Below are 25810 nucleotides of genomic sequence, written 5' to 3'. Positions count from 1 at the left end.
CAGACCTCTCCAGGCAAACAGGAACAGAAAAGGAAACGACCATGTTCAGGCCTATACTGACCGGCGCGCTGATCGCCGGAGCGCTGGCGCTTGCGCCGAATTTCGCCACCGCCCACTCAGTCGATGCAAAACTCGACGGCAAGGTGAAGGCCGCGTTCGACATCATCGAGACGCGGATCACCACCACCAACGATAGCGCCGTGTTCTCGACCCGGGTGCGCGGCGAGGCAGGCAGCGAAAAGCCCGCCGCAACGGGCAAGTTCGAAGGATCCGGCGTCTATGCCTATGTCTGGCCGACATCGCTGAACAGCGGCGATATCGGCTTCGACAAGGACAAGGGCATCGTGGCGCTCGCCGTCACCTTCCATCCGGATTTCGACGATGCCGCCTATGGCAAGCAGAACCGCTCGGTCTGGCATCCGCATTGGGTGGTGCTGAACGAGGACAAGGCCTGCGCCGGCGGGCTGAAGGTCAGCGACATTGCTGAAGGCAGCAAGCCGAAGCTGCCGGCCACCTGGCCCGGCGTGCCGCTTCTGATCGACAGCCCGGACTACCCGACTGCGCTCAAGGGCGATACCGTCGACGTCACCATCCCGCTGCCGCTGATCGGCGGCATCAAGGGCGCCTCCTATGACGGCGTCACGGCCGGACTGAAGATCAACGGCAACCTGCATTCGCCGCTGCTCTGCGTCGACAATGTCTTCAAGGTCGCCTCGGGCAATCTCAGCCTTCCCGGCAAGGTGATGCCCGCCAAATAAACGGGGGCGCCGGTCCGCCAACTGCCATCGGCGGACCGGCATGTTCCTCTCTCCAGGCAAATGGAAAAGAGAAAGCCGCCCAGCCTTACTCCCCTGCATGCGCCGTTTGCAACCGCGCCGGGGCCGGCCGGCTCACGAAAGGATCAATGCAATGCCGAACGAAACCGCCATCAAGGCGCCAGAACTCGCCGTCAGCCAATGGTTCAACACCGAAACGCCGCTCACCCTCGAGGGCTTGCGCGGACGGGTTATCTATCTCCACAGCTTCCAGCTGCTCTGCCCGGGCTGCGTTGCCGAAAGCCTGCCACAGGTGCGCCGGATCGAACGGCTCTTCAGCCATACCGACCTGCAGGTTATCGGCCTGCACACGGCCTTCGAGCATCACGAGGCGATGACCCCGGTGACGCTGAAGGCCTTCATCCACGAGTACCGCCTGACCTCGCCGATCGGCGTCGACCTGGCGGATGGCCAATCGGACATTCCGGTGACGATGCGCCGCTACGGATTGCGCGGCACGCCCTCCTCCGTGCTCATCAGCCGCGACGGCACCATCCTGCATCACGCCTTCGGCGTCGAAGACGACATGGCTGTCGGCGCCCGGATCGCCATGGCGCTGGCGGCACCCATTCCGGTCACGGCGACGTTGCCTGCAGACGCAGAGGACGGCTGTGCGGGCGGGCGTTGTGCATTGCCTGACCTGTGATGATCACAGGTGGCGGCCCGGATGACAGGCCGCCGCCAGTGCAGAGCGTCAGCTATGCGCGACGGGCGAACACGCCTTCCAGAGGACCGACCCGGCCCAAAGTCGAAAGGCGTTCGATCTGCTCCGTGTTGAAGAGCTGGTGGCGATATTCTTCGTCGAGCGTGCCTTGCTCGATCGCCTTGGCCAGGCGGCGCCAATGCCAGGCGGCGGTCGGGTGCATTTGCGGATTTGCCGCAAGCGTCGCGGCCGCATTCCGGTATTTCTGCTCGAACTTGGCATAGCTCGAGATCGGAAAATGAAGGATCAGAAGATCTTCCGGAACAACCTGCGTCTTCAGCTGCGGGCTGGCAACGGAGTGATGGCCGAGTGAAAGCTGCGCGCCGACACCCCGGTGCATGACCTTGGGACCGATAGCGCCGGAATAGATCGGCGTGCCGATCGGGCTGTTGGCATCGACAGGCGCGCGTTCGACATAGACGATCTGCTCGCGGAACCGCGCCGGATCGAGCTGGCGGCCGTTGACGACCTCGTCGACATTCTGGACGGCATTGTAACGCCGTACACTCATCACATCGGCCTGGCCGGGATCGCGCAGCGACGCCAGCGTTCCACCATAGGGAATCCAGAATTCATCGGGATCGATATGCGCCACATAGTCGGGCTTGAGCTCGGTAACGGCAAATTCCAGCATCCGTCCGGGCCAGTTGGTGCTGCGGAGATCGAGGCCCGCGTGCAACAGGGAGACGCGCGAGGTGGCCGCGATGCGATCCTTGACGATCTCGATACTGCCGTCCGTCGATCCGATATCGGTGACGACAATATGGTCGAAGCCGATCGCAAGGTGATAGTCGATGCAAGTGCCGATGCAGTCGGCCTCGTCTATCAGTCCGATAAGCGCAACAAATTTCATGAATGACTTCGCTCTCAAATTAAGGCCGAAACCGGATTTCGGCAGCCATGATGAATTTCACTTTGAACCTGCATGCGAACCGCAAAAACCCGGCGCTGCATGGCCTACAGCTTCGACACTAGCCGATTCGAATGTCATGCAAAAATGTGAAATCCCACGGGTATGCCGCAGCCGCGCGTCGAATCGGTTAGACATGACGCCAATTTGGATCTGACGATCGGGATGGGGATATTTGCGATGACCGATAGCTTTTTGTCACATGAAGAGCTGCATGCGCTGGGCCTGAAAGCGTTCGGCAAGAACTGCAAGGTCAGCAGGTTTGCCCGCATCTACGGCGCCCCGGCGATCAGCCTCGGGGATCACGTACGGATCGACGACTTCACCATTCTCAGCGGCGAGATCGTGCTGCAGGACTATATCCACATCGCCAGCCACTGCACTCTGCATGGCGGCAAGGGTGACGCGCGGATCACCATGCAGAGCTTCAGTGGATTGTCGGCACGCGTTTCGATATATGCTCGAAGCGACGACTATAGCGGCGAATGGCTGACCAACCCGACGGTTCCTGCCGATTTCACCAACGTCATTTCCAAAGGGGTGACGATCGGCCGCCATGCGATCATCGGCACCGGCGCAGTCGTTCTTCCCGGCGTGACGATCGGCGAAGGCGCTGCTGCCGGCGCGATGACACTCGTCAACAAGAGCCTCGACCCATTCATGATCTATGCCGGCAATCCGGCCCGCCCCCTGAAGCCACGCAGCCGCACCTTTCTCGACCATGAGAAGGCGATGCTGGACAGAGGCTAATCAAGCAAGGGCGGTTATGCCGAGCGCAGGAAATCGGTGATCTTCTCCACCGTCGCCATTTCCAGATCCGGGTAGATCGGCAGGCAAAGCACCTGGGACGCAGCTTCCGTCGCAACCGGAAGATTGCCGGTGCCGGCGGATGGCAGGCTGCGATACATCGGATAGCTTGAAATCAGCGGGTAGAAATAGCGGCGCGCATGAATGCCGAGGTCCTTGAGCCGGTCGTAGACATCATCGCGCGACATCGGGAAATCCGGACGGATGAGGACCGGGAAATAGGAATAGTTGGCGACCGTTTCCGTTGATGCGCCAAGGCAATGGATGCCCTTGATGCCTGCAAGCTGCTCGCGATAGGCGGCATCGATCCGGGAACGGGCCTCGATTGCGACATCGACATATTTCAGCTGCAGAACGCCGAGCGCTGCATTGAATTCGCTCATCTTTCCGTTCGTGCCGGGTGCGACGACCGTCACTTCGCCGACATGGCCGAAATTCTTCAGATTGTCGATCCGTGCCTTGGTCTTGGCGTCGGGAGAGACGATGGCGCCGCCCTCGAACGTGTTGAAGACCTTGGTCGCGTGGAAGCTGACGACAGAAAGGTCGCCATAGTTCAGGACGCTGCCGCGATGGTCTTTGACGCCGAACGCATGGGCGGCATCATAGATGACCTTGAGATTGTAGTTGTCGGCGATGCGCTGGATCGCATCGACATCGCAGGGATGGCCGTAGCAATGAACCGGCATGATCGCCGTCGTGTGCTGGGTGATGGCGCCTTCGATGCGTGCCGGATCGATGTTGAGCGTGACAGGGTCGATATCGACGAAGACAGGCTGGATGCCGTTCCACAGAAGCGAGTGCGAGGTGGCGACGAACGAATACGGAGTGGTGATCACCTCGCCGGTGATGCGCAATGCCTGAAGCGCGGTCAGCAAGGCCATCGTGCCATTGGCAAACAGACTCACATACCCGACACCAAGATGCTCCGCGAGGCGCTCTTCAAGCTCCTGGTGGAAAGGCCCGCCATTCGTCAGGATCTTGCTGTCCCATATCTTCTCCAGCGATGGAATGAATTCTTCCAGTGGCGGCAAGCTGGGTCGGGTAACAAAAATCTTCTCGTTTTTCATCAGGGCCACTTGGTGAGAGAATCCGTCGCGGGATCGTTGCGAGGACCTTTGCATCCATAGCTTTTGTCAAACTTGCCTTGGCCATCCCCACGCGCGCTCCTGCAATTCGCGAAGCGTCTGGTGCGCGGTTATCTTCGCCGACATGTCAAATGCAAAAGCCAGAACAGGGTTGCTGGTGTAGCATCCACTCGGGCGCACTTTCATGGGGATGCAACGGCTGACATTGAGCGGCATCGCGAGGTCGTCCATATGGCGAATACGGAAAACGAACGGCCGGATGTGACGTCCGCTGAGACCATGGCGCGGCCTCCGGCCGGATTGAAAACCTATCTGCTGCGCACTCCACCGGCCGTCCGCCGGATCCTTGGATGGTGCGCGATCATGGCGCTTGTCGTCTTGATCTTCAGCCTTTCATCGCTTGCCGCATGGTGGCCGCGATGAGCGGGCGGATCGAGCGCGGGGCGCTGACGGTGATCTGCATCGCGGCAATCGCCGGGCTGATCTATGCCTTCTGCTAATTGCAGGCATACCTCCAAAGGCTGCCCGAAGTGCCATTGACAAAGTTTCCGTTCTGGAGAATCTATCATTCCATGATCCAGAACGCGCACATCAACCGCTCGTACTTTTGGCTGTACCTCTAGAGGGCGGCCCGACAGATCATATTGTCAACAAGCCGCCGTCAGGCGGCTTTGTTGTATCAGCAGCGTCCTGACGGCAGAAACACACAAGGACGCGAAGGCCATGATTGAAATCGAAGACAGTGAAATTTCGCTGATCCGCCCGCCGGTGGTGACCATCCGCACGGCCAAGCCGCGCGATCTGCCCGAACTCAACGACATGATCAACCTGCTTGCCATCCACCATGGCGATGCCTCGGCATCGACGATGGAACAGCTGGAGCGTGACCTGTTCGGCACCGTGCCGTGGATCACCGCGCTGGTGGCGGAAACCGATGAAGGCCTGATCGGCTACGCGATCCTCTGCCCGCTCTACCGCGCCCAGGAAGGCAAGCGCGGCATGGATCTGCACCATCTCTTCGTGCGCGACGGCCATCGCGGCCACGGTATCGGCCAGCACCTCGTCAACCGCGCCCGCGAGACGGCAAAGGGCGCCGGCTGCGACTACCTTTCGGTCAGCGCCGCGACCGGCAATATCCAGGCCCATCGCTTCTACCAGTACATGGATTTCACAGCGCGCCCGGTGACCGGCATGCGCTATATGCAGGCACTCGCCTGAGCGCCTTCAGGCGTTTCAGCGGATCACCGGCTCGCCGTGGAAGCGGCGCCGGGATGGCTTGGAGACGCCAAAGCCGACCTCCATCATCAGCCGGGGCGCGGTGACAGGCACCGTGCCCATGTGGAAGCCGAAGGGATCCTCGACGAAGCCCTGCCCGGCCTTGCCGGTCAGCGTCACGGCGCTATCGCTGCCATAGTAATCCAGGATTTCATCGGCAGGATGACCGACCAGCAGGGTCAGCTGATGCCTGACGCTACGCCTTCTGTGGCTGCCCCTGACATAGACATGCGGGCCGGTGCCCTCGTCGACATCGACGAGATAGAAGAAGAACTTCAGCATCCGCCAGTCGTCGAGATCAAAGTGATATTTGTCGAGCGAGGCGAGGCTGCGATCGGCTTCGCTGGCTTCGGTCGGGAAGCTCCACCAGATGCGGGTGGTGATGAGCTGCGCCTGGGCGCCGAGATATTGCCTCGCGACCGCAGACAGCAGCGGATCGCGCTGGACAGCAAGCACGGCATCGCAATCGAGAGCCCGCTCGAAATGGTGACCGCTGAGCAGCGGGCGGCCGAAGCGTTTCTCGGCATCGCGGTGCTCAGGCGCCAGGAATTCCATGCGGCGATCGAAATTGCCGAAGCACGGCGTCTCCGCAGCAAAGCGCGCGATCTGCCGGTGAATGCCCTCCGGCAGCACGAGCCCCGAAAACAGCCCCTCGCCCCTGAGGCTGGCAACGACAGTTTCCACTGCGGCTCCCTCAAACATCGACGGCAACGCCTGTTCCCCGTCATTGACGCGCCTTGCCGTCAGCCAATGGGCGCGGCGGCCCGGAATGGTGCGCGCCAGCAGGAACATCGGCAGCCAGGCCGGGTTCTCCCTGACATCGGCAAGATAGGTCGGGATGCGCACCGCCATACGGCGCAGCTTGCCGCCTTTGCGGGCGACGGCTTCAAGATCATTATTCCGGGAGACAGATATGCCGTGCATTCAACTATCCTTTTCTTACAGAAGACCAGAGCGTTCTTCAGTCAGTCACGGATGAGATCTCGCCAAGGCGGCAAGCATCGGGCAGCACGAAAACAATTGTGCTGCAATACGGCATTTATTTGTTCTCGCTGGATGGAATAATACTTTTTAAACTTAAATATAACCATGGCGCGACTGTATATTCATCTGCAACCTCTTCCGGGCAGCACCACGCATGGGAAAGATATGGAACCGCTATACTCCTTTCGGATTAACTCGATCGGAGAGGGTTGGCGACAGACAAGGAATGGTACCGCTGTGACAAAAGACAAGCTGGAAGAGATTTACCGCCAATACATCGACTGCCTGAATGCACAGGATTGGCCGAAGCTCGACGCCTTCGTCCATCCAGATGCCCAACACAATGGCCGGCCGTTCGGCGTGGCCGGCTATCGCGCCATGCTGGAGAACGACTATCGCGAAATCCCCGACCTTCGCTTTACCATCGAACTGCTCGCCGCCGATCCGCCTTACATCGCCGCCCGCCTTGCCTTCGATTGCACGCCCTTTGGGATATTCATGGGATTGCCGGTCAACGGCCGGCGCCTCACCTTTGCGGAGAACGTGTTCTATCGGTTCGAGGATGGAAAGGTGCGTGAAGTCTGGTCGGTGATCGACAAGGCGGCGATCGAGGGGCAGCTGGGGATGTAGGCTTCGTGCTATCTCACTGCGCTAATTCCTGTGCCCGTCACGAGAACAAGGGAAGTTGAGACACGTCTTGACGTGCAATAACAAAATTACGCCGCAGACTTATCCGCTGCGCTCGCCAGCACTTCTTCCGCCCACTGGTTCAGGCTCTTTCCTGCCAATTCGGCCGCCCTTGCGGCGCGGGCGTGCACATCCGGATCGACGCGGAACATCATCTTGCCGGAGAAACTCTTCTGCGGCTCCTTGCCGATCTTGCGGCAGGTCTCGAGATAGTCGTCGACGGCCTCGTGAAAGGCGCTTTTCAGGTCTTCGACGGTGTTGGCATGGAAGCCGATGACATCGGAAATTCCGGCGATATTGCCGAAGAAGATTTCATCTTCGGCATCGAATTCGATGCGCGCAGCATAACCCTTGTAACTCATCACATTCATGGCTCAACTCCCAATGACTGCAGGAAGCGCCTGGCATCCCTCACTTGGTAGCGCTTGGCTTCCTTTTCCGGATGCGGGCGATGGAAGAAAGCCAGTTTGCCGTCCTTTTCGAACCGCACGCGCGAGCCGCTTCCTTCGACGATGACGCAACCGGCAGCCAGCAACAGGCTTTCGATGTCATCCCACACGATCGAGCCAGACACCGGATCGCGAAAGACTGACTGCAATGTCCGTTTGTGGCGCCCATTCATCTCGTGGCAAGATAAGCGGTGCTAGCATTTTTTGCAAGCATCACCGCTTCGGCACTGCCTTCAGATAGGCGGCGATCGCCTCGATGTCGCTCTTCGGCAGATGTGCGATGTTCTGCTGGACCTCGGTCATCGAGCCGCCGGCGGAGTCGAAGTCCGGGGTGAAGCCGGTTTCGAGGTAGTTGGCGATGTCGGATTCGCTCCAGTTGCCGACATCCTGGCCGCCGGGGGTGATGTTGGGAATGCGGCCCTCGCCTTCCGGGTTCGGGGCGCCTGCCAACCACATGTCGGGCTTGAAGCCGCCGAGCGCGTCGCGGGGCGTATGGCATTCGCCGCAATGGCCGGGGCCTTCGACGAGATACTGGCCACGCCTCAGCTTGTCGTCGGCATTGGCGAGCACGACGCGGGGCTGATCGTTGAAATACAGGAATTTCCAGCCGCCGAGCGCCAGGCGGATATTGTAGGGGAACGGCAGTTCATGCGGCGGCGCGACGTTTTCGCTTTTCGGCAGGGTCTTGATGTAGCCGAAGAGGTCGACGACATCCTTGTCGCTGATGCGCGCATAGGAGCCGTAGGGGAAGGACGGATAAAGGTGCTGGCCCTGTGGGCCGACGCCGCGCTTCATGGCGTTGCCGAATTGCGCCAGCGTCCAGGTGCCGATGCCGGCCTTCTCATCCGGGGAGATATTGGGAACGTGGAAAGTTCCGAAGGGGCTCTTCAGTGCTAGACCGCCCGCGAGCGTCAGCTTGGCATCGCCCTGCGAACCCGGTGCTGCATGACAGCTGACGCAGCCGCCGGCCCAGAAGACCATTTCGCCATTCTTGAGATCAGGTTCGCCGAGACCGGCCCAGTGGCTCTCGGGCAGCGGATTGGGAGCGGTGATGAAATAGAAAGCGGCGCCACCGAGAACGGCGACGCCGATCAGACAGAGCAAGAACCGGATGAACCTGCGGACCATCGGCCGCTCCCCTTTTCGCAATCACTGCATCTAAACATAAACCGGCCCGCACCCGCGGCAAGACGGGAACGGACCGAAAGCTTCAAGGATGGGAAAGGCCTACCGCTATTCCTTCAGGCGGTAGGCCTGATGACAGCCGCCGCAATTGGCGCCGAGGGTCTTCAGCGCACCACCGACACCGGCGGAATCTGCCGGAAGCTGGGCGAGGATCGTATCGGCGTCGGTGCTGAGCTTGTCGGCGCGCGCCTTGAAGTCCGCCATGTTTTCCCAGATTTTCGGGCTGGCTTCCTTGTCGCCCTGCTCGGTGCCGGGCTTGAACTGGTCGGGGAAAGCCTTGGCGGTTTCCGAAATGGTGGTCAGCGCCGCCTTGATGGCTTCGGCATCGTAGGGCTTCTCGCCCTTGGCAATGGCCGACATGGCGCCGACGGAACCGCCGATCTTCTTCATCATGGCTTCGCGCGCTTCATGCGTGCCGTCCTGAGCAAAGACCGCCGTGGCCGCCATTCCGGCAACCATGACAGCCGCCGCTATCGCTTTGAATTTCATATTGCAGACTCCTCTTGGATACCGAGGGCTTAGAATCCCGGCGCCTCTTATTCGCGGCCGCATGATGGCAAGTTTCTTTAGGCCGCGAAGTAACAATTGGGTGATATGACAGGGATTTCAAATTGGTAGGGCGCTAGCGAACTTGCGCGACATTGGCGTCGGTGGCCCCCTCATCCGGCTACCGCCACCTTCTCCCCGAGGGGAGAAGGTGCCCGCAGGGCGGATGAGGGGGCTGCGGGCACATAGGGAGCTAGTGCTAAGCCGCCCGGAACTCGATCGCCCCGTTGTTTACGAAGCACGCCTTGTCGAACAGGCCGAGATCCAGCGGGTTTGGCAACCGGATATCGGTCATATCAGGGCACGGCTTCACCGCCGGATCGTAGGATCGGTCGATCTGCGAGATGAAGACGATGACGACGCCTCGTTCCTGCGCGAAAGCCTTCAGCGTCCGCACCTGCGTCATCAGATCCGGCTTGTCCCGCCGCTGGTCGAGGATCTGCAGGTAATCGATGATCACGAGCGTGCCACGCGCGGCGGATGCCAGACGGCCCGCGATGTAGTCGGCACTGATCGCCTCCGACGTATCGAACTCAAAGAGCGCCTTGTAGCGCTCCCAATCGGCGCCGATCATGCGGAAGCGGTCGAGGACGTCCCTCTCCGTATATTCCAGCGTGAAGAAGGCACTGCGATAGCCCGATTTCATCGCCTCGACGGCAAGCTCCAGGCTTATCAGCGTCTTGCCGTGGCCGGGACGCGCGCCGAGGAGAACGAGATCACCGGGGCTGAGGCGGGCAAAGAGTTCGCTTGCCGGCATGACCTCCGCCAGCTTCGCGGATAATAGGCTCCAGCCCGAAAAGCCTTCCCTGGCGGCGATCCGGTCGAGTGCTTCGTGCAGGGGGATGTTCTCCTCGCGGGAGAGGAGCTTTGCCTTTCGTTTCAGGCGATAGACAGGTGCAGACAGTTTCATCATAAACCTCCTGATGCGGGCAATGGCTGCATTCCCTCCTTATGCGTCGTGCCCGGACAGTGGGTTCGATGATCAGATGCCCTGCATGATCGATACTTTCCCTTCGGAGGGGGGGAGGCACGGGCCGCGCCAGAATCAGATCATAGCTCAATTGCCGGCGCCGGAGAATTGCACTTCCGTCTCCCAGCCATGCCACGCCGTCAGGACCGCGACGATGATCAGCAGTGCTCCGGCAACGCGGCCGACCATGATGGTGACGCCGGGATTGGCGATCAAGAGGGTGCGGCTGCGGTCGGCGGTAAAGGCGACGGCGCCGTAGATGGCGAACTGGGTGGCGAGCGTCATCAGGCCCATGATCACCCCCTGCATCCAGATCGGCCCGTAGACAGGCTTCAGGAATTGCGGATAGACGGCCAGCATGAAGAGATAGGCCTTGGGATTGATCAGGCAGGTGATGGCGCCCTGCCGGAAGGCGCGCCAATCGGTGCGCACCGCGCCATCGCCGACCGCGTTGACGGTGATCGAGCTGCGGATCAGCGTGAAGCCGATCCAGACCATGTAGGCGGCGCCGATGAAAAGCAGCGGCGCGAAGAGCGATGGCAGCAGGCTGGCGAGAATGCCGACGCCGATCGCGCCGTAGAGCGAATGCACCGCCCCGCCCGCCATGATGCCCGCCGTTGCCGCCATGCCGCGTGCCCGGCCGCCGGTCAGCGAATTGGCGAGCACGAAGAGCATGTCCATGCCGGGAACGATGATGATGCCGAAGAGAAGCGTGAAATAAAGCCAGAGGTTTTCGCTGTATGTCATGTCAGTTGCCCGTTTGCTGTTTGGCGGCATAATTTCGCTCTCCGCCTTTGATTTCAACCCGATAAGCAATGGCTATACGCAAGGGCAACTGACAGTGTATTGTCAGGAGCGTTTCAACGAGCGGGCAAAATGCGCAAGGCATCGCGGCTTTTCGAGATCATCCAGATCCTCCGGCTTTCGAAGAAGCCGATGACGGCGCAGGCGATGGCCGACCAGCTGGAGGTAACGGTCCGGTCGATCTACCGCGATATCGCTGCCCTCCAGGCGATGCGCGTGCCGATCGAGGGCGGGCGCGGCATCGGCTATATCATGCGCCCAGGTTTCGACCTGCCGCCGCTGATGTTTTCGATCGAGGAGATGGAGGCGATCGTGCTGTCGCTCGCGCTTCTCGACCGCACCGGCGACAACGAGTTGAAACAGGCGGCGCGGCGGGTGAACCAGAAGATATCGGGCGCTGTTCCCGGCCCGCTCCGGCAGGCGATGGAGAACAAGGCGCTCTATGCCTGGGGCTCGGTGGCGCAGCCGCCTGCCGGTTTCGATCTCGGCATGGTCAGGCGGGCAATCCGCGACGAGGAGAAACTGTCGCTCGACTATCGCGACGAACTGGGCCGCGCGACGGAGCGCGTCATCCGGCCGATCGCGCTGATCTATTATTCGCAATACGCCAATATCGTCGGCTGGTGCGAACTCAGACAGGCGATCCGCAATTTCCGCAGCGACCGTGTGGAGCATTGCGAGAGCGCTGCGGCCTTCTTCCGCGGCGATGGCGACCGGCTGCGCGAGGAATGGATGCGCGGCTGGGCCAATCCTCCGGCCTGACATCAGGCGATCTTCGCCCTATGTTGCCCTGGCATTTGAGGAATCAGCATGGGAGTGGAGGAATGCGCAACGCAATCGTCGTCTGGGGCGGATGGAAGGGTCACGAGCCGGAGGAATGCGCTGGCGTCGTCGGCGACATCCTGCGGAAGAGCGGTTTTTCCACTGAAGTGACCGGCGATCTCGGCATTTTCGGCTCACCCGATATCGCGAAGGCCGACCTGCTGGTGCCCATCATCACCGGCGAAAAGTTGGAAAAGGCGCATGCCGATGCGCTGGTCGAGGCGGTGCGCGGCGGGCTGGGGCTTGGCGGGCCGCATGGAGCGTTGGCGACTTCCTTCAAGGAAAGCGCGCCCTTCCGCTACGTTTCCGGCGTCACTTGGGTTTCGCACCCCGGAAATATCATCGATTTCCGCGTCAACATCACCAGGCAGAACGATCCCGTCGTAGAGGGCATTCCCGACTTCGACTATCGCTCTGAGCAATATTACCTGCACTACGACCCGACCGTCGAAGTGCTGGCGACGACGACCTTCAGCGGCGAATATGACGAGGCGGCGCGCAATGTGGTGATGCCCGTCGTCTTCAAGCGGCATTTCGGACAGGGCCGCATCTTCTACTCGGCCCTCGGCCATGTCGCGGCCGAATACGAGCACGCACATATGCGCGAAATCCTGCGCCGCGGACTGCTGTGGGCGGCGCGCGGCTGAGTGGCTGGCCGCAGCCACGCGCCTTCATGAGTTAGAGATTTGCGCCGCCGGAGACTTCGATGCGCTGGCCGTTGACCCAGCGATTGTCGTCAGAGAGCAGCGAGGCGATCATCGGGCCGAGATCGTCGGGCAGGCCCGGGCGGCCGAGCGCCGTCGTATCGGAGACCATCTTGTTATAAGCCGGGTTGTCGCGAACGACGCCGCCGCTGAAATCGGTCTGGACGGCGCCCGGAGCGACCGTGTTGGCGGTGATGCGGCGGGGGCCGAGTTCCTTGGCGAGATAGCGGGTGAAGACCTCGATGGCGCCCTTCACCGAGGCATAGGCGGAAATGCCCGGCACCGTGAAGCGGGCAAGGCCGCTGGAGATATTGATGATGCGGCCGCCGTCATTCATCAGCGGCAGCAGCTTCTGCGTCAGGAAATAGACGCCCTTGAAGTGGATATTGACGAGCTCGTCGAAGGCCTCCTCCGTCGTCTCTGATATCGGCGCGTGATAGCTGTTGCCGGCATTGTTGACGAGATAGTCGAAACGATCGGTTCCAAGGGTCTGCAACGTTTCTTTCACCTGTTCGACGAAGGCGTTGAAATCGCTTACGCGGCCGGTATCCAGCTGGAAGGCGAAAGCCCTGGCGCCGAGCGCCTCGATCTCGGCAACGGCAGCATCGGCTTCTGCCCGATTTGCACGGTAGGTGAAGATCACATCGACGCCACGTCTTGCCAGGTTGACGATGGTGTTGCGGCCGAGACCGCGGCTGCCGCCGGTGACGATTGCGATCTTGTGCTTTGAATTCACTTGCGTTTCGCTAGGCATCTTCGCATTCCTCTGTTGAATGGGATGCTCAGACGGTAGGCTCGAAACGGCTTCCTGTTGATGCCGGAACTCTCGAATTTCTTGCCCATTCCTCCAAGCTAGTTGCGGGAGGCGCCTCTGTGGCGCATATCTTCACGCAAGGAGTTTCTTTCCATGCTGACACCCTTGAGACATGCCATCCTCGATTATATCGACCGGCTCGCGGGCGATGCCGAAGGGCGCTTCCAGACGCCGGTCCCTGCCCTTTCCGTCTCGCGCGTCAGCCAGCCTGTCATGCCGCGCCACATGATCTACCGGCCGACGATCTGCGTCGTCGTGCAGGGCGCCAAGCAGATCATGGTCGGCGACCGGGTGTTCGATTACCACGAGATGCAGTCGCTGGTGGTGACCTTCGAAGTGCCGGCGCTAGGGCAGATAACCCAAGCCAGCAAGGAGGCGCCCTATATCGGCCTCAACATCGATTTCGACGTGGCGATCCTGCGCGAGGTGATGGAGGCGATGGAAGAGCCGCCGCGCCCGGCCGGCGAAGGCGCGGCCGGTGTCTTCGTGCAGGATTTCGACGGCGTGCTGGCCGATTGCGTGCTGCGCCTCGTGCGGCTGACCGAGACGCCGAAGGCGATCCCGGTGCTCTATCCGGCAATCATGCGCGAGATCTGCTACTGGCTGCTGACAGGGCCGAACGGCCGCGAAGTCTGCAAGCTGGCACTGCCCGGCAGCCACGCAAAGCGGATGACGGATGCGATAAACCTGCTGCGCGACAATTTCACAGCGCCCATGCGCATCGAACAGCTGGCGGCGGCAGCCCGCATGAGCCCCTCGTCCTTCCACCAGCATTTCAAGGACATGACGGCGATGACGCCGCTGCAATATCAGAAGAACCTGCGCCTGCTCGAAGCGCGGCGGCTGATGGTGGCGGATGGCGCCAGCGTTGCGACGGCGGCCTACGAAGTGGGCTATGAAAGCGCCTCACAGTTCAGCCGCGAATATGCCCGCACCTTCGGCACGCCGCCGAAGCGGGATGTCACAGAGATCAAGGCGATGCCGTTCCAGGCGGTCGCCTGATTTCGTCTAACAGGCGGATGCCCCGTAGCGAAGCATCCGCCCGTTTCACTTATTCAGCCGCCTTCAGCGAGCTGATGATACCCTGCAGTTCGGAAGCATGCGCTTCCTGGGTGCCCTGGGAGCCCCAATAGGTGATGACGAGAAGCTTTCCGGCTTTCGGTGAGAGCAGCGACAGGCCGACATTGACGGCGCCGTCGTCGTCCTTGCCGGTCCAGTCGAAATTGGTCATGTCCATGCCGTTGATCTGCTCATCGGACTTCTTCTGGGTCGAACCGTCGATCTTGACGCCGTTCTTTTCAAGGAAGGCGACGGCATCGTCGATGACCTTGTCGGTCGTCTTCTCGTCGGCAATGTCGATCGAGAGATAGATTGCGGAGTCTGCCGAGGTCGCCTGGATGCCGGTATCGGTCTCTTCAGGGTTCCAGGCGTCGGGGATGGCAATTTCGGCGATCGGCGCGTCGCTTGGAAATTCAAGCGTCTTGGCCTGGCTGATGCCGGGCAGCAATGCGGCCAGAACGACGCCTGCAAGCAAGATTTTCATGGGTAGTGTCCTCTTTGGAAATTGGGGCAACAAGCCATAACGCTTTAGCATTAACGCAATTTGGAATGACCAGCGCCAAGGCGCCGCTTTTAGGCTTGTGCCCAAAAATGGTCCGGCGGCGCGGCGCTTATCGCGTGTAGCCGCAAACGAAAACACCCGGCGCCGATGACGCCGGGTGTCTTGCTCACGACTATCGAGGCAATGATCAGAACTTGACGTTCCAGCCGGAGCGCAGCCAGACGTTCGGATCGTCGCCTTCGGTGGTGACGTTGATGCCGAGGGAGGCGGTGCCGCCTGCGACGTCGAACTCGGTGCCGATGGCGCCGCGCAGCCAGAGCTGCTTGACGTCTTCGCCGTCGAATTCGAAGGCCGAGAGGCCGACGATCTGGCCGCTGGTGCCCGCCGTGGTCTTCTCAAAGCGGTAGTCGGCTTCAGCACGGGCCGTCAGGCGGACGGTCTCCGTCACGTCATGGATGAAATCGACGCCGATGCGAGCAACCGTCGAGTGGTCGTTGACGGAATCGAAGGCCGACGGAAAGGAGCCGCCCTCTTCCGTGTAGCCGTCCATATGCGAGTGAGCGTAGGTCAGGCTCGCATAGGGCGTCAGCTTGGTGCCTGCGATCGTTGCCGCGTTCAGCCAGTCGAAGCGGATCTTGGCGCCGTAGGTATCGACGTCGGTTTCGCCATGCGAAAAGTCCATCGCCGCGCCATTCATATAGCCGCGGTGGATGTTCATCCGGCCGGTCGAATAGTAGCCGCCGATCGTCGCATAGACGTTGCTGCTGCCGAGCGCGATGGTGGCTTCCGGCGACATGTAAAAGGCCGCCTGATGGAAGTCGCCGCCGGTCTCGATATCCTGCTTGGTGTAGAGACCGCCGCCGGCAAAGCGGGCGGTGACGCCTTCTGCAAGACCGTAACCGAAGGTCACGTCGCCGATGCCGACGCCACCGTTCGAAACGCGGCTGTCGTCATAGCCGATGTCGGAGGTGAAGGCGACGGAACGCTGGCCGAGGCCAAGCAGATCGCGCATCGGCTCGCCATGTGCACCCTGGAGAACGGTGTTGGCATAGCCGAGACCGACCTGTGTGGAGGGCTTGGCGACCAGGGTGGTGTTGTACTGCTGCACGTCGATGATGCCGGAGGTGGGGCCGGGCGTGTCGCCATCGCCTGTGTTCGGCGTGGTGACACGTGCGACGAACATACCGCCGCTCGAAGTGCCACCTACGATAATATTGCCGTCGGCGGATATGCCGGTCGCCGAATTAGTGAAATCATAGCTGAATGCGATATCTTTGCTGCGCAGCCAGTCTTCTACTGTCATCATGCCGGTCGCTTCGGTCCACCGAAAGGCGCGGAAGGATTGTCCGCTGTAGACCTGTCCAACGACAACGGAACCGTCACCACTAACAGCGTTAGCGAGGGATATCGTACTCTCCAGTGTGTCGATATCTTTGGTACCACCGGCAGACGTCCATCGGAACGCGTGAGTGACATTTGATGTGTTTGCAAAGCCGACGACAACCGAACCGTCATCATTGACTGCCAAGGCCGAAGACGTTGTTCCACCGGTTAGAAGAGGGAGCTGGCCTATCTGACTCCCGTCATCGGTCCAACGGACCGCGCGGTCATAGTCACCGTCGTTGGCAGTACCGACGATGACCGACCCGTCGCGGCTGATCCCGTTGGCTACAGAGGATGCACCACTAAGAAGGCCATCGAGCCCCACCATGGTTCCGCCAGACCATCTGAAGGCCTGACGGTAGTAGGTCGAGGCGTTGTAGTCGACGTAGCCGACAATGATCGAGCCATCTCCGCTGACGCCGTTTGCATAGGAATTCGAGCTGCCTGCGATCGTATCGAGCAGATCGGTACCTGCCGATGTCCAGCGAATGGCTTGCCGTAGATTGCCAACAACGGCGGAGCCAACAATCACCGAACCGTCGGTGTTTGTAGCCGTGGCTTCACCGTCGGTGGCGCCGGTTGGCACATTCAGTGGCGTGACGTTGCGAAATGTGTCCCAGGATATGGCCTGTGTGCCTTGCGTAAAGTCCGCACTTCCGACCACAACCTTGCCATCACCGCTGATTCCTTTGGTATGGAAGTTGTAAGGATCGTTGCCCGGATCGGCGATAGTGAGCGCGTCATCGCTGCTATCCGCGCGTGCCGAACCTGACATCACCGTTATGGCTAACCCGGAACAGAGCACCAGCGCGAGTGCAGAGCTTTCCAAGAGCCGCCGCCCCATGTATCCGGCGCCCGTTCGATCTTTGATTTGCGTCATCATTTTCAAAAGCTCACCCTGCTTTTTCAATTGCTTAAAAAGGAAATACTGTGCATGCCGCCGCGCAAAACGGGCGGCCGGACAGCTTTCGAGCAAGCCGGAAAGCACCTGTCAATATGGTTGCAATTCAGTGCGTACTTTACAAAAAGTTGCTTTTTTAGCGCAATTTATGCGCTAGAAACCTTTGCAACCTGAGGCCGCGCAGCCTCATTCAGAACATGATTAAAAACTTTAATCAGTTTCGAAATGGCGCATCGCGCCGGGCGGCCATTTAACCAAATACCAAAAAAGGTCCGGATGCCGGGCAGCGGGAAAGCGCCGGAACACCCTCCGTCGTGCCGGTAGGACGAAATGTAAAGGAATTGCTGCGTGTGAGTCGCCGGCCGGGCGTGACGATTGCCCGCCGCACGATCGCTGGTGCGGTTGGATATGTCGGATCTTCCGTGGAGATCGCAATGTTCTGCGGGGCGCGGGCTTTGCACGCGCGAACATCGCTGCCGTCAGCGACGGCAGCGATGATGATTGGCGTCACTCTGCGCCAATTACTTCTTCTTGACGTCGCTTTCGCTCGACTTGACCTGCGAGCCGAGAGCGGGAGGGGCCTTGGCCGCCACTTTGTCCTTCTTCGGCTTGCGTGTCTCTTTGTTGCTGCGAACCTGACCCTTGGCCATAATTTGCTCCTCCGGTTGAAACCCTAGCTAGCAGCCTATTCGCGGAAAATTGCAAGCGGCTCCAGCATGTTCGCGGGCGCGGAAACGGAAAATCCTGTCCGGAGCGCTGACACCCGCCGCAGCGGGCGCACCTTGCGCAAACAAAAACACCCGGCGCTTTCGCACCGGGTGTTTTCAAATCCGTTCGCTTCGAACCGATTACTTCGTGGCTTCTTCGTAGCGCTCCAGGACGTAGTCCCAGTTGATCAGGCTGTCGACGAAGGCTTCGAGATACTTCGGGCGGGCGTTGCGGTAGTCGATGTAATAGGAGTGTTCCCAGACGTCGACGCCGAGGATCGGAGTGGCGCCGTGGACGAGCGGGTTTTCGCCGTTCGGGGTCTTGGAGATTTCGAGCTTGCCGTTCTTGACGGAAACCCAGGCCCAGCCGGAGCCGAACTGCGTGGCGCCTGCATTGGCGAAATCAGCCTTGAACTTGTCGTAGCCGCCGAGATCGGAGTTGAAGGCCGCTTCGAGCTTGCCCGGCAGCTTGTTGCCGCCGCCGCCCTTCTTCATCCACTTCCAGAAATGGACGTGGTTGTAGTGCTGGGCAGCATTGTTGAAGAGGCCGGCATTGGTGCCGAACGACTTCTTGACGATTTCTTCGAGCGAGAGATCGGCCAGACCTGCTTCAGCCGCGAGCTTGTTGCCGTTGTCGACATAAGCCTTGTGGTGCTTGTCGTGGTGGTACTCCAGCGTTTCCTTCGACATGAAAGGCGAAAGCGCTTCGTAGTCGTACGGGAGTGCGGGCAATTCAAAAGCCATGGTAAGTCTCCTCTTGGCAATGGGTTGCGTGATCGGCAGGTGAGGCGGAACATAGGAGCGGAACCTGCCAGTGGCAACGGCGGAAACATCAAAAAAGGCAGCCTCAGAGGAAAAATTGCCTTGATTGCGGGCTTGGCTTTGAGGGGTAAAATCACCGATGATGCACAGACAAACCCGAACGATACGCCACCGCGAACCGAACGAGGCCCCTGATGCAGAGGAATAAAATCCGCCTTTCCGTCTCCCTTCTGCTGCCGCTGTGCGCCGGCAGCGCTCTCGCCTCCTCCGACGACGCCTGGAAGGATTTTGCCGCCGATGTCGAAGCCAAGTGCAAGGCGGCCGCCACCGTCTCGATCGACGAGGCACGCGCCGTCGTCGATCCCTTCGGCAGCGAGCATTACGGACTTGCGCTGGTGACCGGCCGGCCGAAGGGCGCCAACGGCTTCGTCACCCATATCTGCGTCTATGACAAGCAGTCGAAGGCCGCCGAGATCGGCAGCGAGCTGCAGACCGACAAGCTGAACCTGCTGCCGGAAGAATAAGCAGCGCTCGCTGCCCGTCCAAATCTTAAAAAACTGTTGATTTCATCGAACGGTGCTTTGACAGGCGGCGGGTTTGCGGTCCTAGATGCGCCACAAGTTATCCGGGCAAAGATCGTTAGAACAACCTTTGATAGGACGAACTTAATTAGCGTGAATTGATAATTCGAAACTGCATTTTGACATCGATCTTTTGGGGCGCGAGTGATGGTCATGAGTTTTTTCCGCCGGGGCGACGAGCCGGGCAAGACGGATATCCGCACGAACAGCCAGGCCTACCGGCCGGCCTCCATCACCGAACAGCCGATGACGCCCCAGGCAACGGCGCCGCAGCCCTACCAGATGCCCGAGATCAACGAGTTCCAGGCCTTCGGATCGGTGCTTGAGGAAAACCAGCGCAATTCCAAGGAGCTGATAGCGGGGCTTTCCGCATTGCAGGACCGCGTGACCACGCTTCTCGGCGCCCATGACCATTCGCTTTCCGAGACCGGACGGCTGCAGGCCGAATGCGCCCGCATCAGCTCGCTGCTCGACTACGAGAGCGGCGCGAGACGCAAGGCCGACGAGGACAATGCGCGGCTTGCCGCCGAGAACAAGGACATCCGCACCGCCAACGGCCAGTTCCGCATCGAGATCGAAGCGGTGCGCGAAGAGCTGACCAAGCTGCAGAGCGTCCACGGCATCACCTGCGAAGAGTTTTCGATCATCGAGACACGGCTGCTCGACGCCGAGCGCGAGCTTGCCGGACGGATCATGCAGTTCGACGAAGCCTCGATGCTTCTGAAGCGCGCGCAGCAGGAGCTCGACAGCCGCAGCCGCGAACTGTCCGCCACGCGTGAAAAGCTCGATCTGGAAACGACGGCACACCAGCTCTTGACCGAGACGTCGCGCCGCGAAAGCGCTGTGCAGGCCCGCGACATCGCCCGGCTGACGGAAGAGCGCGGTCACCTGAAGAGCAATCTGATGGCGCAGGAAGCGCTGGTTTCTAATCTTCAGACGGCCGTCGCCAGCCTGAGGCAGGAACTGTCGCTGGTCGAGGAGCGCCACAAGCGCGCCGAGGTCGAGCTGCATACGGTCACCACCTCTTCGGCACTCGAGATTGCCCACCTGACGACCAAGAGCGACGCCGTCGGCTCCAAAGCCGAGCTGGTCGAGAAGCTTTTGATCACCGCGAACGGCCGCAACAAGATGACCGACGAGGAACTGCAATCGGCGCGCGGCGAGATGAAGCGGCTGAAATCCGAGCTCGCGGCCACCATCTCGCGCGCCGAGCGCGTCGAGGAAGAGCTGCGCCGCGCCCGCATGAGCGGCACCGAGAGCGAGACCGCCCGCCGCGAGCTTTCCGCCTATAATAACGAACTGACGGTGAAGCTGCGGGAGGCGGAAAGCCTGCGCACGCGCCGCGACCGGGAAGCAGACGCCATGCGGCGTGACCTCGACACCCGCATGGACAGCGACCGCCACGAAATCGGCCAGCTGCGCACCAGCCTGGAGATCGCCAAATCCGAGATCCGCCAGCTGCGCGCCGAACGCGCCATCCTGAACGGCCAGCTGGAGGTCGCCCGCGGCGACAGGTCTTCACCTGCTGCGTTCGACGAACCCGAGGATGTGCGCATGCCGGCAGCCACCTTCTCCCCGCTGATCGACATTTCGGAGAAGTCGCTGCGCTCTTCGGGCGATAGCTTTGGCGGTGAGCGGGAATTCTCCGGCGAGCCAGCGCGCGTACCGCCAGCGGAGTAAGCGCCCGCTCATTTTGAAGGCCTTGTTTTCGCCGGGATTTTTAGAGGGTTTCCTGGTTATATTGAAACATTCTGTTGGCTCAAACGGAGTCGGATGGTCGACCGGCTGGCGCGCGTCGTAGCCAAGATCTACGGCCAAGCCAGCCGGTCGATCAGGCGGCCCGTTTCAGCCAACCCCGCAGGGGCCGGGCATCTTTCCGCCAGGATCAAAGGCGATCGGCTCGACCGTACCCGAGGTATGCCCTTCGCCAATCGCCTTTGCCCTGTCGAAAACCTGCTCCGGCAGAATGCTTCAATATAGCCAGGAAACGCTCTAAGGTTTCTTAAGAGGATACCGACCGGAGGAATATCATGGCGCTTGGCGCATCTCACCGCCTGCATGACGGCATCGAAGCCGTGGAAACGATGACGCGCTTTGCGCTGGCGGTTCTGGCGCTCGCATCCGGCGTCTATACCTATCTCGGCGTGCGTAGCCTGCTCGACGGCTCGCCGACCTCCACCTTCTTTGCGGCGCTGATCTATTCGGCGGCGGTTTCGGTGGCGATCTATGCCTTCTGGACCTATCTCGCCCGCTTCTACCCACATGTGACGACGGTGGCGGCGCGCACCGCCCTGCTCTGCATCATGGCGCTCGGCTGCGCGATGATCATCGCCATGGCGAGCTGGCTGAACGCGGCGGCCCTTGCAGGCTCGGCAGCGCTCGAACAGCATCTGGCCGAAACGCTGGAGGACTACACCGGCGATCTAGACCGGGCGCACCAGAATGCGCAGGCGGCACAAAGCCTGCTGCCCGATATCCAGCGCACGCAGGAACGCTTCCAGCGGCTCGCCGATCAGGAGCGCGAGACTGGCGCGCTGACCGGCACCACGGGCGCCGGCAGCGTCGTGCAACTCTTGTCGCAGATGGCTTCGCAACTGACCGAGCTGCAGAACAACATCAATGCTTCGCGCGAGCGCGTCACCACCCTCTTCGACGACGGACGCAAGCATCTGGAGACCATGCGCACGCTGGTTTCGGCGCCCGGTGCCATCGACCAGCGCGCCGATCAGTTCGCAGCCGAAGTGGTGACGCTGACCGGCGTCATCACCTCGCTGGAGCAGACCTCGATCGCACCCTCCGTCAAGCGTGCCGCCGAAGATCTGTCGCTCGGCTTCATCGCCCCTGTCGCCGATGGCCGCGAGGTCGATCTCGCCAACCGGCAGGACCAGGTGATGGAGACGATCCGCTCCTCCGTCGCCGCGCAATCGAAAGTGCTGTCGCAGGCAGCCGACCAGATCCTCGCCCGCGAACCTGTCGGCGAGCGGCGCTTCGTGCCGCTGTCTTCGGCCGAAGCCGTGCTGCGCTACGCCTCGGACTTCATCCCCAGCTGGGCCGGTGCGATCTCGATCGACCTTCTGCCCGGCGTGCTGGTCTTGATGCTTTCGGTCGCCCATGGCGCGCTGCGGCGGCAGGAGCAGAGCATGCCCTTTGCCGAGCGGATCACCGCCGCCGAGCTTCTTGAGGCAATCGAGGTTCAGCGGGCGCTGCAGGCGCGCGGCATCGATATCGAGGCCGTCGTTGCCCGGGCGGAAGCCAAGGCCGCGGCGAAGGCGGATGGGCATGCCGAAGCGGCGTCCGAGGTGCAGGCCGCCGGGGAACATGAGCCAGAACCCTCCAACGTCACCAGCCTCGACCTGCCCGGTAAGCCGCCACGCAAGGGACCGCAGACATGAAGATCGAAGCGGCAGGCGAGCACCTGAAGCGACGATTGCTTCAAGTCGATGACTCGACACTGCCACGGCTGGTGCTGCATGCGCTGATCGCCGCCGCCGTCGCCTTCCTGGTGATCGACTTCCGCGATCTCAGCATCGCCAATGCCAAGCTGCCGGTCTTCGATCCCGCCCCTGACAGCATGCCCGTTCTGCCGCCAGCGCTGACCGATGGCGAGCCCGACAATGCCCCGTCCGAGATCACCACCAGTGTCGACCTCCTGAAGCAGCCGATGACATTCGAGCTTCAACCACGCGGCGTTCTGCTGGCGCGCGGCGCGATCGAATACGGCGCCGCCGGCCGTTTCCAGAAGGAGATCGAGGCGCGTGGCGAATATGTGAAGACGGTATCGCTGGATTCGCCGGGTGGCGCGGTCGGCGATGCGCTCGCCATGTCGAAGCTGATCCGCGAGCGGAAGATCGGCACAACGGTGGCGAAAGGCGCGCTCTGCGCCTCCTCCTGCCCGATCATTCTTTCCGGTGGCGTCAGCCGCAGCGCCGATGACGGCGTGGTGATCGGCGTGCATCAGGTCTTCAACGGCACGAAAGAAAAGCTGTCGCCCGAGCGCGCCATGTCGGATGCACAGCGCACCACCGCCGATGTCACCCGCCATCTCGACGCCATGGGCATCAAGCCCGGCCTCTGGATCCACGCGATGGAAACCCCGCCGGACCGGCTCTATTACCTGAAGCCCGCCGAGATGAAGGAATTCGCGCTGGTGACAACACCCGAAAAGGTCAGCGCGGCTGCCGCGAAGGTGAAGTGACGTCGAGGCAGCGGCCCGCCGGAATATCCCGGCGCTAGTAGAGCGTCCTCTTGTAGTCGGCTTCGAGATCGTCATCGATCTTGCGCATTGCCGACGCGTCGGCAGGCGCCCCGGTCGTTTCGTCCAGAATGATCTTCACCAGCGACGGCATTCCGCTGCGGTCCTGGAAGTTTTCAGGGTTCCACAGATGGGAGCGACGGAACGCCTTTGCGCAATGCATGAAGGCTTCGCTGATAGTGACCACGATTGCGAGTTTCGGCGCACGATCGTTGACGCGCATGCTCTCGAGCAGGCCGGGGTCCCGCGCCAGAGTGGCAGTCCCGTTCACCCGCAAAGTGTCGTCAAACCCCGGGATGATGAACAGCAATCCGACATTTGGATTGGCCAGAATGTTGACCAGCGTATCGAGGCGATTGTTGCCCGGACGGTCCGGTATCGCCAAGGTGCGCTCATCCAGGATCTTCACGAAACCGGCAGGGTCGCCGCGCGGGCTGACATCGGCGCTGCCATTCGAACTCTGTGTGCCGATGCAGAGGAACGGCGAGCGGCGGATAAATTCCTGCGCGTGCCTGCCCAGCGTGTTCTGGCACTTCTGTATGGCGAGAGCATGGGTCGGCTCGAACAGGCCCCGAAGTGCCTCCTCGTCTCTGATGGCAAATTCCGGCTTTGGATTGAATGCTTCCACTGTCCTGCCTCCCCACGTTCCAGTTGATGCCCGAAATGATGTACGTACCTCATTCATGAGATACACCAAACGCCGGTTGTCATCAACAGAGATCAATCGCCGAAGCGTCGCTGAGCTACGAAAACAAAAAACCGGGGCCTCTGCCCCGGTTTGCTATTCGCTTTACTATCGCTCAGTAGCGGTCGTAACGGCCGCCGCCATCCCAGCCGCGATCACGGTCGCGGTAATAGGGACGCGGGCGTTCCCAGCCGCCGCCCCAGCCCCAGCGCGGTGGCGGAGGACGGTGCCAGTAGCGGACCGGCGGTGCATGGCGGCGATAGTCGTTGCGGCGGCATTCGCCCCAGCGGGTCATGTGCCAGCCGCGGCCGCAGGCGTAATCCACCTTGGTCACATCGGATGCGGCGGCGTTGTCCACGGCAAGCGGCGCAACCGGCATCGCTTCGGCTGACAGTGCCGAAAGGCCTCCGATAACGAGCGCTGCTGCCAGCGTGATGATCTTCATTGCGGTTCTCCAAAAATCCAGCCAGGCGAGAGATTTAGCCCCCTGCCCTGAACCGGCGATGAACCCGCCGTTCATGCAAAATGTGGCGGATCAGGGCCGGTGCGCCTGCACCAGTCTGGAGGTCTTTTCCGGGTGGATTTCCGGCCACTTGCTGTTTGGCGCCGGCGCCGTGCCGATCGCCGAAATCGACACCACGATCGCCGTCACGGCCGAGAAGAGCACAAGTGCATAGGTCATAGCTTCCGATCCTTCGAGGTTGGTTCCCAGCCACCCCGGCCGCAAACTGCTCTGGGAGGATGAATCAAAGGCTAAGCAACATGGTTAAACCCACGTGTTTTTCCCGTTAATGGACAGGATGAGGATGGCACGGCGGCCCTGGCGCTTTCGGAACCGGTCCTGGCCGCCGTGAATTGTCCCCAGGCAAGATCTGAAAAGCGGCCGGCGATCGCAGCATTCGTCGTCATCGATCATTGGCCTCACGCCCGAAATAAACATCGACCGAGACGATCTTCCCGCCCTTGAAGCGGAAGCTTTCCATGTTGCGGAAGGCGGAGCCGTCGTTTTTGACGGCGCGATAGCGGATGGCGGCTTCGTCGCCGGAGATGGTGAGGTACTCGATCTCGATACTGCGGAAGGGTGGCGGCTCTGGCCAGCAGCGGTCGAAATAAGCCTCACGGCCGATGTGGTCGTCTCGCGGGCTGGAAAAGGTGAAATCATCCGACAGCATTGCGCTGACGATATCCTTGCGGCCTTCGAGATAGGCGGCGAACAGGGCGCGGATCATCTGCTCTCGATCGTCCGTCACACTCATCGCAAACCTCCTCCTCTTTTCCGGTTGTTATTTGCAATCAGTTTATAGCGGAAACCAGTGAAAGCCGCAAATGAGCCGACGGTTCGGGCGCTATCCGTCCTTGGCACCGGGATAAGCCGGGCGTAGGCTGCCCGCGCCCCAAGGCTCCCGAAGACGCATAGA

31 protein-coding genes are annotated in these 25810 nt (G+C 61.1%); 13 read left to right on the top strand and 18 right to left on the bottom strand.

Annotated features, from left to right (window positions below; genetic code table 11):
- The first annotated feature begins 41 nt into the window (after positions 1–41).
- Both AB4Z25_RS10905 and AB4Z25_RS10900 read left to right on the top strand, forming a co-directional pair.
- Entirely contained in the window at positions 42–758 is a 717-nt protein-coding gene (locus AB4Z25_RS10905; protein WP_112537294.1) for a hypothetical protein, read from the top strand.
- 151 nt (positions 759–909) lie between these two features.
- Positions 910–1461, top strand: a complete 552-nt coding sequence (locus AB4Z25_RS10900; protein ID WP_112537365.1) for a redoxin family protein — start codon at positions 910–912, stop codon at positions 1459–1461.
- 52 nt (positions 1462–1513) lie between these two features.
- Here AB4Z25_RS10900 and AB4Z25_RS10895 read toward each other — a convergent pair whose 3' ends face one another.
- A complete protein-coding gene (locus AB4Z25_RS10895) occupies positions 1514–2371 on the bottom strand; it encodes a glycosyltransferase family 2 protein (RefSeq protein WP_112537293.1) in 858 nt (285 codons plus the stop codon).
- A gap of 237 nt (positions 2372–2608) precedes the next feature.
- Here AB4Z25_RS10895 and AB4Z25_RS10890 point away from each other — a divergent pair, with 237 nt between their 5' ends.
- Positions 2609–3178 (top strand): acyltransferase, encoded by a 570-nt coding sequence (locus AB4Z25_RS10890; RefSeq protein WP_112537364.1) that lies wholly within the window; start codon positions 2609–2611, stop codon positions 3176–3178.
- 14 nt (positions 3179–3192) lie between these two features.
- Here AB4Z25_RS10890 and AB4Z25_RS10885 read toward each other — a convergent pair whose 3' ends face one another.
- Positions 3193–4302 (bottom strand): DegT/DnrJ/EryC1/StrS family aminotransferase, encoded by a 1110-nt coding sequence (locus AB4Z25_RS10885; RefSeq protein ID WP_112389830.1) that lies wholly within the window; start codon positions 4300–4302, stop codon positions 3193–3195.
- A gap of 368 nt (positions 4303–4670) precedes the next feature.
- Between AB4Z25_RS10885 and AB4Z25_RS10880 the strand changes: the two genes are divergently transcribed.
- Positions 4671–4820, top strand: a complete 150-nt coding sequence (locus AB4Z25_RS10880) for a hypothetical protein (protein ID WP_162698658.1) — start codon at positions 4671–4673, stop codon at positions 4818–4820.
- Between the two features lie 223 nt (positions 4821–5043).
- Positions 5044–5538 (top strand): GNAT family N-acetyltransferase, encoded by a 495-nt coding sequence (locus AB4Z25_RS10875; protein ID WP_112389829.1) that lies wholly within the window; start codon positions 5044–5046, stop codon positions 5536–5538.
- A 15-nt stretch (positions 5539–5553) separates the two neighbouring features.
- Here the strand turns inward: AB4Z25_RS10875 and AB4Z25_RS10870 are convergent, their stop codons facing one another.
- The gene (locus AB4Z25_RS10870) at positions 5554–6519 is read right to left on the bottom strand and encodes a phytanoyl-CoA dioxygenase family protein (protein ID WP_112537292.1); all 966 of its coding nucleotides are present in this window, start codon (positions 6517–6519) and stop codon (positions 5554–5556) included.
- 297 nt (positions 6520–6816) lie between these two features.
- Here AB4Z25_RS10870 and AB4Z25_RS10865 point away from each other — a divergent pair, with 297 nt between their 5' ends.
- A complete protein-coding gene (locus AB4Z25_RS10865) occupies positions 6817–7209 on the top strand; it encodes an ester cyclase (protein ID WP_442207981.1) in 393 nt (130 codons plus the stop codon).
- 86 nt (positions 7210–7295) lie between these two features.
- Here AB4Z25_RS10865 and AB4Z25_RS10860 read toward each other — a convergent pair whose 3' ends face one another.
- From AB4Z25_RS10860 to AB4Z25_RS10835, 6 genes are all read right to left on the bottom strand, one after another.
- Positions 7296–7637 (bottom strand): type II toxin-antitoxin system HicB family antitoxin, encoded by a 342-nt coding sequence (locus tag AB4Z25_RS10860; RefSeq protein WP_112389826.1) that lies wholly within the window; start codon positions 7635–7637, stop codon positions 7296–7298.
- A complete protein-coding gene (locus AB4Z25_RS10855; protein WP_112517258.1) occupies positions 7634–7888 on the bottom strand; it encodes a type II toxin-antitoxin system HicA family toxin in 255 nt (84 codons plus the stop codon). The genes AB4Z25_RS10860 and AB4Z25_RS10855 overlap by 4 nt, the downstream gene beginning before the upstream one ends.
- Before the next feature lie 40 nt (positions 7889–7928).
- Positions 7929–8843 (bottom strand): c-type cytochrome, encoded by a 915-nt coding sequence (locus AB4Z25_RS10850; protein WP_112537290.1) that lies wholly within the window; start codon positions 8841–8843, stop codon positions 7929–7931.
- Positions 8844–8948: 105 nt separating this feature from the next.
- Positions 8949–9389, bottom strand: coding sequence for a c-type cytochrome (locus tag AB4Z25_RS10845; protein ID WP_112517260.1), 441 nt, complete (start codon positions 9387–9389; stop codon positions 8949–8951).
- A gap of 256 nt (positions 9390–9645) precedes the next feature.
- Positions 9646–10356, bottom strand: coding sequence for a DNA helicase (locus AB4Z25_RS10840; protein WP_112537289.1), 711 nt, complete (start codon positions 10354–10356; stop codon positions 9646–9648).
- Between the two features lie 147 nt (positions 10357–10503).
- Positions 10504–11163, bottom strand: coding sequence for a LysE family translocator (locus AB4Z25_RS10835; protein WP_112537363.1), 660 nt, complete (start codon positions 11161–11163; stop codon positions 10504–10506).
- Positions 11164–11292: 129 nt separating this feature from the next.
- On the opposite strand from AB4Z25_RS10835, the gene AB4Z25_RS10830 reads away from it, so the two are divergent.
- Positions 11293–11982, top strand: coding sequence for a helix-turn-helix transcriptional regulator (locus AB4Z25_RS10830; RefSeq protein WP_112537288.1), 690 nt, complete (start codon positions 11293–11295; stop codon positions 11980–11982).
- A 62-nt stretch (positions 11983–12044) separates the two neighbouring features.
- Complete coding sequence (locus AB4Z25_RS10825) at positions 12045–12689, top strand: ThuA domain-containing protein (RefSeq protein ID WP_112537287.1); 645 nt, start codon at positions 12045–12047, stop codon at positions 12687–12689.
- A 31-nt stretch (positions 12690–12720) separates the two neighbouring features.
- Here AB4Z25_RS10825 and AB4Z25_RS10820 read toward each other — a convergent pair whose 3' ends face one another.
- Positions 12721–13500 carry an SDR family NAD(P)-dependent oxidoreductase gene (locus tag AB4Z25_RS10820; protein ID WP_442207980.1) on the bottom strand — a complete coding sequence of 260 codons (780 nt, stop codon included), beginning with the start codon at positions 13498–13500 and terminating at the stop codon, positions 12721–12723.
- A gap of 153 nt (positions 13501–13653) precedes the next feature.
- Here AB4Z25_RS10820 and AB4Z25_RS10815 point away from each other — a divergent pair, with 153 nt between their 5' ends.
- Entirely contained in the window at positions 13654–14562 is a 909-nt protein-coding gene (locus AB4Z25_RS10815) for an AraC family transcriptional regulator (RefSeq protein WP_112537285.1), read from the top strand.
- Between the two features lie 49 nt (positions 14563–14611).
- Here AB4Z25_RS10815 and AB4Z25_RS10810 read toward each other — a convergent pair whose 3' ends face one another.
- The 4 genes from AB4Z25_RS10810 to AB4Z25_RS10795 form a co-directional block, all read right to left on the bottom strand.
- A complete protein-coding gene (locus tag AB4Z25_RS10810) occupies positions 14612–15103 on the bottom strand; it encodes a histidine kinase (RefSeq protein ID WP_112389816.1) in 492 nt (163 codons plus the stop codon).
- A gap of 205 nt (positions 15104–15308) precedes the next feature.
- A complete protein-coding gene (locus tag AB4Z25_RS10805) occupies positions 15309–17333 on the bottom strand; it encodes an autotransporter domain-containing protein (RefSeq protein WP_162698657.1) in 2025 nt (674 codons plus the stop codon).
- A 593-nt stretch (positions 17334–17926) separates the two neighbouring features.
- Positions 17927–18055 (bottom strand): hypothetical protein, encoded by a 129-nt coding sequence (locus AB4Z25_RS10800; protein ID WP_310291523.1) that lies wholly within the window; start codon positions 18053–18055, stop codon positions 17927–17929.
- 198 nt (positions 18056–18253) lie between these two features.
- Positions 18254–18856, bottom strand: a complete 603-nt coding sequence (locus AB4Z25_RS10795) for a superoxide dismutase (protein WP_112389814.1) — start codon at positions 18854–18856, stop codon at positions 18254–18256.
- Positions 18857–19068: 212 nt separating this feature from the next.
- On the opposite strand from AB4Z25_RS10795, the gene AB4Z25_RS10790 reads away from it, so the two are divergent.
- The 4 genes from AB4Z25_RS10790 (at position 19069) to AB4Z25_RS10775 (ending at position 23650) form a co-directional block, all read left to right on the top strand.
- On the top strand, positions 19069–19398 hold the full coding sequence (locus AB4Z25_RS10790; protein WP_112389813.1) for a hypothetical protein: 330 nt from the start codon (positions 19069–19071) through the stop codon (positions 19396–19398).
- Between the two features lie 210 nt (positions 19399–19608).
- Positions 19609–21135 (top strand): hypothetical protein, encoded by a 1527-nt coding sequence (locus AB4Z25_RS10785; RefSeq protein ID WP_442207979.1) that lies wholly within the window; start codon positions 19609–19611, stop codon positions 21133–21135.
- A gap of 350 nt (positions 21136–21485) precedes the next feature.
- Positions 21486–22847, top strand: coding sequence for a hypothetical protein (locus AB4Z25_RS10780; protein ID WP_442207978.1), 1362 nt, complete (start codon positions 21486–21488; stop codon positions 22845–22847).
- Positions 22844–23650 (top strand): hypothetical protein, encoded by an 807-nt coding sequence (locus tag AB4Z25_RS10775; protein ID WP_112537280.1) that lies wholly within the window; start codon positions 22844–22846, stop codon positions 23648–23650. The genes AB4Z25_RS10780 and AB4Z25_RS10775 overlap by 4 nt, the downstream gene beginning before the upstream one ends.
- Positions 23651–23684: 34 nt before the next feature.
- Here AB4Z25_RS10775 and AB4Z25_RS10770 read toward each other — a convergent pair whose 3' ends face one another.
- From AB4Z25_RS10770 to AB4Z25_RS10755, 4 genes are all read right to left on the bottom strand, one after another.
- The gene (locus tag AB4Z25_RS10770) at positions 23685–24335 is read right to left on the bottom strand and encodes a pyridoxamine 5'-phosphate oxidase family protein (protein ID WP_442207977.1); all 651 of its coding nucleotides are present in this window, start codon (positions 24333–24335) and stop codon (positions 23685–23687) included.
- 172 nt (positions 24336–24507) lie between these two features.
- Positions 24508–24837, bottom strand: a complete 330-nt coding sequence (locus AB4Z25_RS10765) for a GCG_CRPN prefix-to-repeats domain-containing protein (protein ID WP_112537278.1) — start codon at positions 24835–24837, stop codon at positions 24508–24510.
- A gap of 90 nt (positions 24838–24927) precedes the next feature.
- Positions 24928–25074, bottom strand: a complete 147-nt coding sequence (locus tag AB4Z25_RS10760; RefSeq protein WP_162698656.1) for a hypothetical protein — start codon at positions 25072–25074, stop codon at positions 24928–24930.
- A gap of 223 nt (positions 25075–25297) precedes the next feature.
- Entirely contained in the window at positions 25298–25648 is a 351-nt protein-coding gene (locus tag AB4Z25_RS10755) for a nuclear transport factor 2 family protein (RefSeq protein ID WP_112537277.1), read from the bottom strand.
- Positions 25649–25810 lie beyond the last annotated feature (162 nt).

It is taken from the genome of Rhizobium sp. RAF36 (assembly GCF_052114105.1).
Lineage (GTDB): Bacteria > Pseudomonadota > Alphaproteobacteria > Rhizobiales > Rhizobiaceae > Rhizobium.
The sequence above is the reverse complement of the archived record's forward strand: the minus strand, read 5'-3'. Positions and strand labels throughout refer to the sequence as shown.

Coding starts and splice junctions, on each gene's coding strand:
- AB4Z25_RS10855 (WP_112517258.1), bottom strand. CDS start 7,888: ATGAATGGGCGCCACAAACGGACATTGCAGTCAGTCTTTCGCGATCCG.
- AB4Z25_RS10775 (WP_112537280.1), top strand. CDS start 22,844: ATGAAGATCGAAGCGGCAGGCGAGCACCTGAAGCGACGATTGCTTCAA.
- AB4Z25_RS10845 (WP_112517260.1), bottom strand. CDS start 9,389: ATGAAATTCAAAGCGATAGCGGCGGCTGTCATGGTTGCCGGAATGGCG.
- AB4Z25_RS10895 (WP_112537293.1), bottom strand. CDS start 2,371: ATGAAATTTGTTGCGCTTATCGGACTGATAGACGAGGCCGACTGCATC.
- AB4Z25_RS10815 (WP_112537285.1), top strand. CDS start 13,654: ATGCTGACACCCTTGAGACATGCCATCCTCGATTATATCGACCGGCTC.
- AB4Z25_RS10890 (WP_112537364.1), top strand. CDS start 2,609: ATGACCGATAGCTTTTTGTCACATGAAGAGCTGCATGCGCTGGGCCTG.
- AB4Z25_RS10840 (WP_112537289.1), bottom strand. CDS start 10,356: ATGAAACTGTCTGCACCTGTCTATCGCCTGAAACGAAAGGCAAAGCTC.
- AB4Z25_RS10755 (WP_112537277.1), bottom strand. CDS start 25,648: ATGAGTGTGACGGACGATCGAGAGCAGATGATCCGCGCCCTGTTCGCC.
- AB4Z25_RS10875 (WP_112389829.1), top strand. CDS start 5,044: ATGATTGAAATCGAAGACAGTGAAATTTCGCTGATCCGCCCGCCGGTG.
- AB4Z25_RS10870 (WP_112537292.1), bottom strand. CDS start 6,519: ATGCACGGCATATCTGTCTCCCGGAATAATGATCTTGAAGCCGTCGCC.
- AB4Z25_RS10905 (WP_112537294.1), top strand. CDS start 42: ATGTTCAGGCCTATACTGACCGGCGCGCTGATCGCCGGAGCGCTGGCG.
- AB4Z25_RS10795 (WP_112389814.1), bottom strand. CDS start 18,856: ATGGCTTTTGAATTGCCCGCACTCCCGTACGACTACGAAGCGCTTTCG.
- AB4Z25_RS10850 (WP_112537290.1), bottom strand. CDS start 8,843: ATGGTCCGCAGGTTCATCCGGTTCTTGCTCTGTCTGATCGGCGTCGCC.
- AB4Z25_RS10885 (WP_112389830.1), bottom strand. CDS start 4,302: ATGAAAAACGAGAAGATTTTTGTTACCCGACCCAGCTTGCCGCCACTG.
- AB4Z25_RS10830 (WP_112537288.1), top strand. CDS start 11,293: ATGCGCAAGGCATCGCGGCTTTTCGAGATCATCCAGATCCTCCGGCTT.
- AB4Z25_RS10880 (WP_162698658.1), top strand. CDS start 4,671: ATGGTGCGCGATCATGGCGCTTGTCGTCTTGATCTTCAGCCTTTCATC.
- AB4Z25_RS10820 (WP_442207980.1), bottom strand. CDS start 13,500: ATGCCTAGCGAAACGCAAGTGAATTCAAAGCACAAGATCGCAATCGTC.
- AB4Z25_RS10785 (WP_442207979.1), top strand. CDS start 19,609: ATGAGTTTTTTCCGCCGGGGCGACGAGCCGGGCAAGACGGATATCCGC.
- AB4Z25_RS10810 (WP_112389816.1), bottom strand. CDS start 15,103: ATGAAAATCTTGCTTGCAGGCGTCGTTCTGGCCGCATTGCTGCCCGGC.
- AB4Z25_RS10900 (WP_112537365.1), top strand. CDS start 910: ATGCCGAACGAAACCGCCATCAAGGCGCCAGAACTCGCCGTCAGCCAA.
- AB4Z25_RS10860 (WP_112389826.1), bottom strand. CDS start 7,637: ATGAATGTGATGAGTTACAAGGGTTATGCTGCGCGCATCGAATTCGAT.
- AB4Z25_RS10825 (WP_112537287.1), top strand. CDS start 12,045: ATGCGCAACGCAATCGTCGTCTGGGGCGGATGGAAGGGTCACGAGCCG.
- AB4Z25_RS10835 (WP_112537363.1), bottom strand. CDS start 11,163: ATGACATACAGCGAAAACCTCTGGCTTTATTTCACGCTTCTCTTCGGC.
- AB4Z25_RS10765 (WP_112537278.1), bottom strand. CDS start 24,837: ATGAAGATCATCACGCTGGCAGCAGCGCTCGTTATCGGAGGCCTTTCG.
- AB4Z25_RS10790 (WP_112389813.1), top strand. CDS start 19,069: ATGCAGAGGAATAAAATCCGCCTTTCCGTCTCCCTTCTGCTGCCGCTG.
- AB4Z25_RS10800 (WP_310291523.1), bottom strand. CDS start 18,055: ATGGCCAAGGGTCAGGTTCGCAGCAACAAAGAGACACGCAAGCCGAAG.
- AB4Z25_RS10780 (WP_442207978.1), top strand. CDS start 21,486: ATGGCGCTTGGCGCATCTCACCGCCTGCATGACGGCATCGAAGCCGTG.
- AB4Z25_RS10760 (WP_162698656.1), bottom strand. CDS start 25,074: ATGACCTATGCACTTGTGCTCTTCTCGGCCGTGACGGCGATCGTGGTG.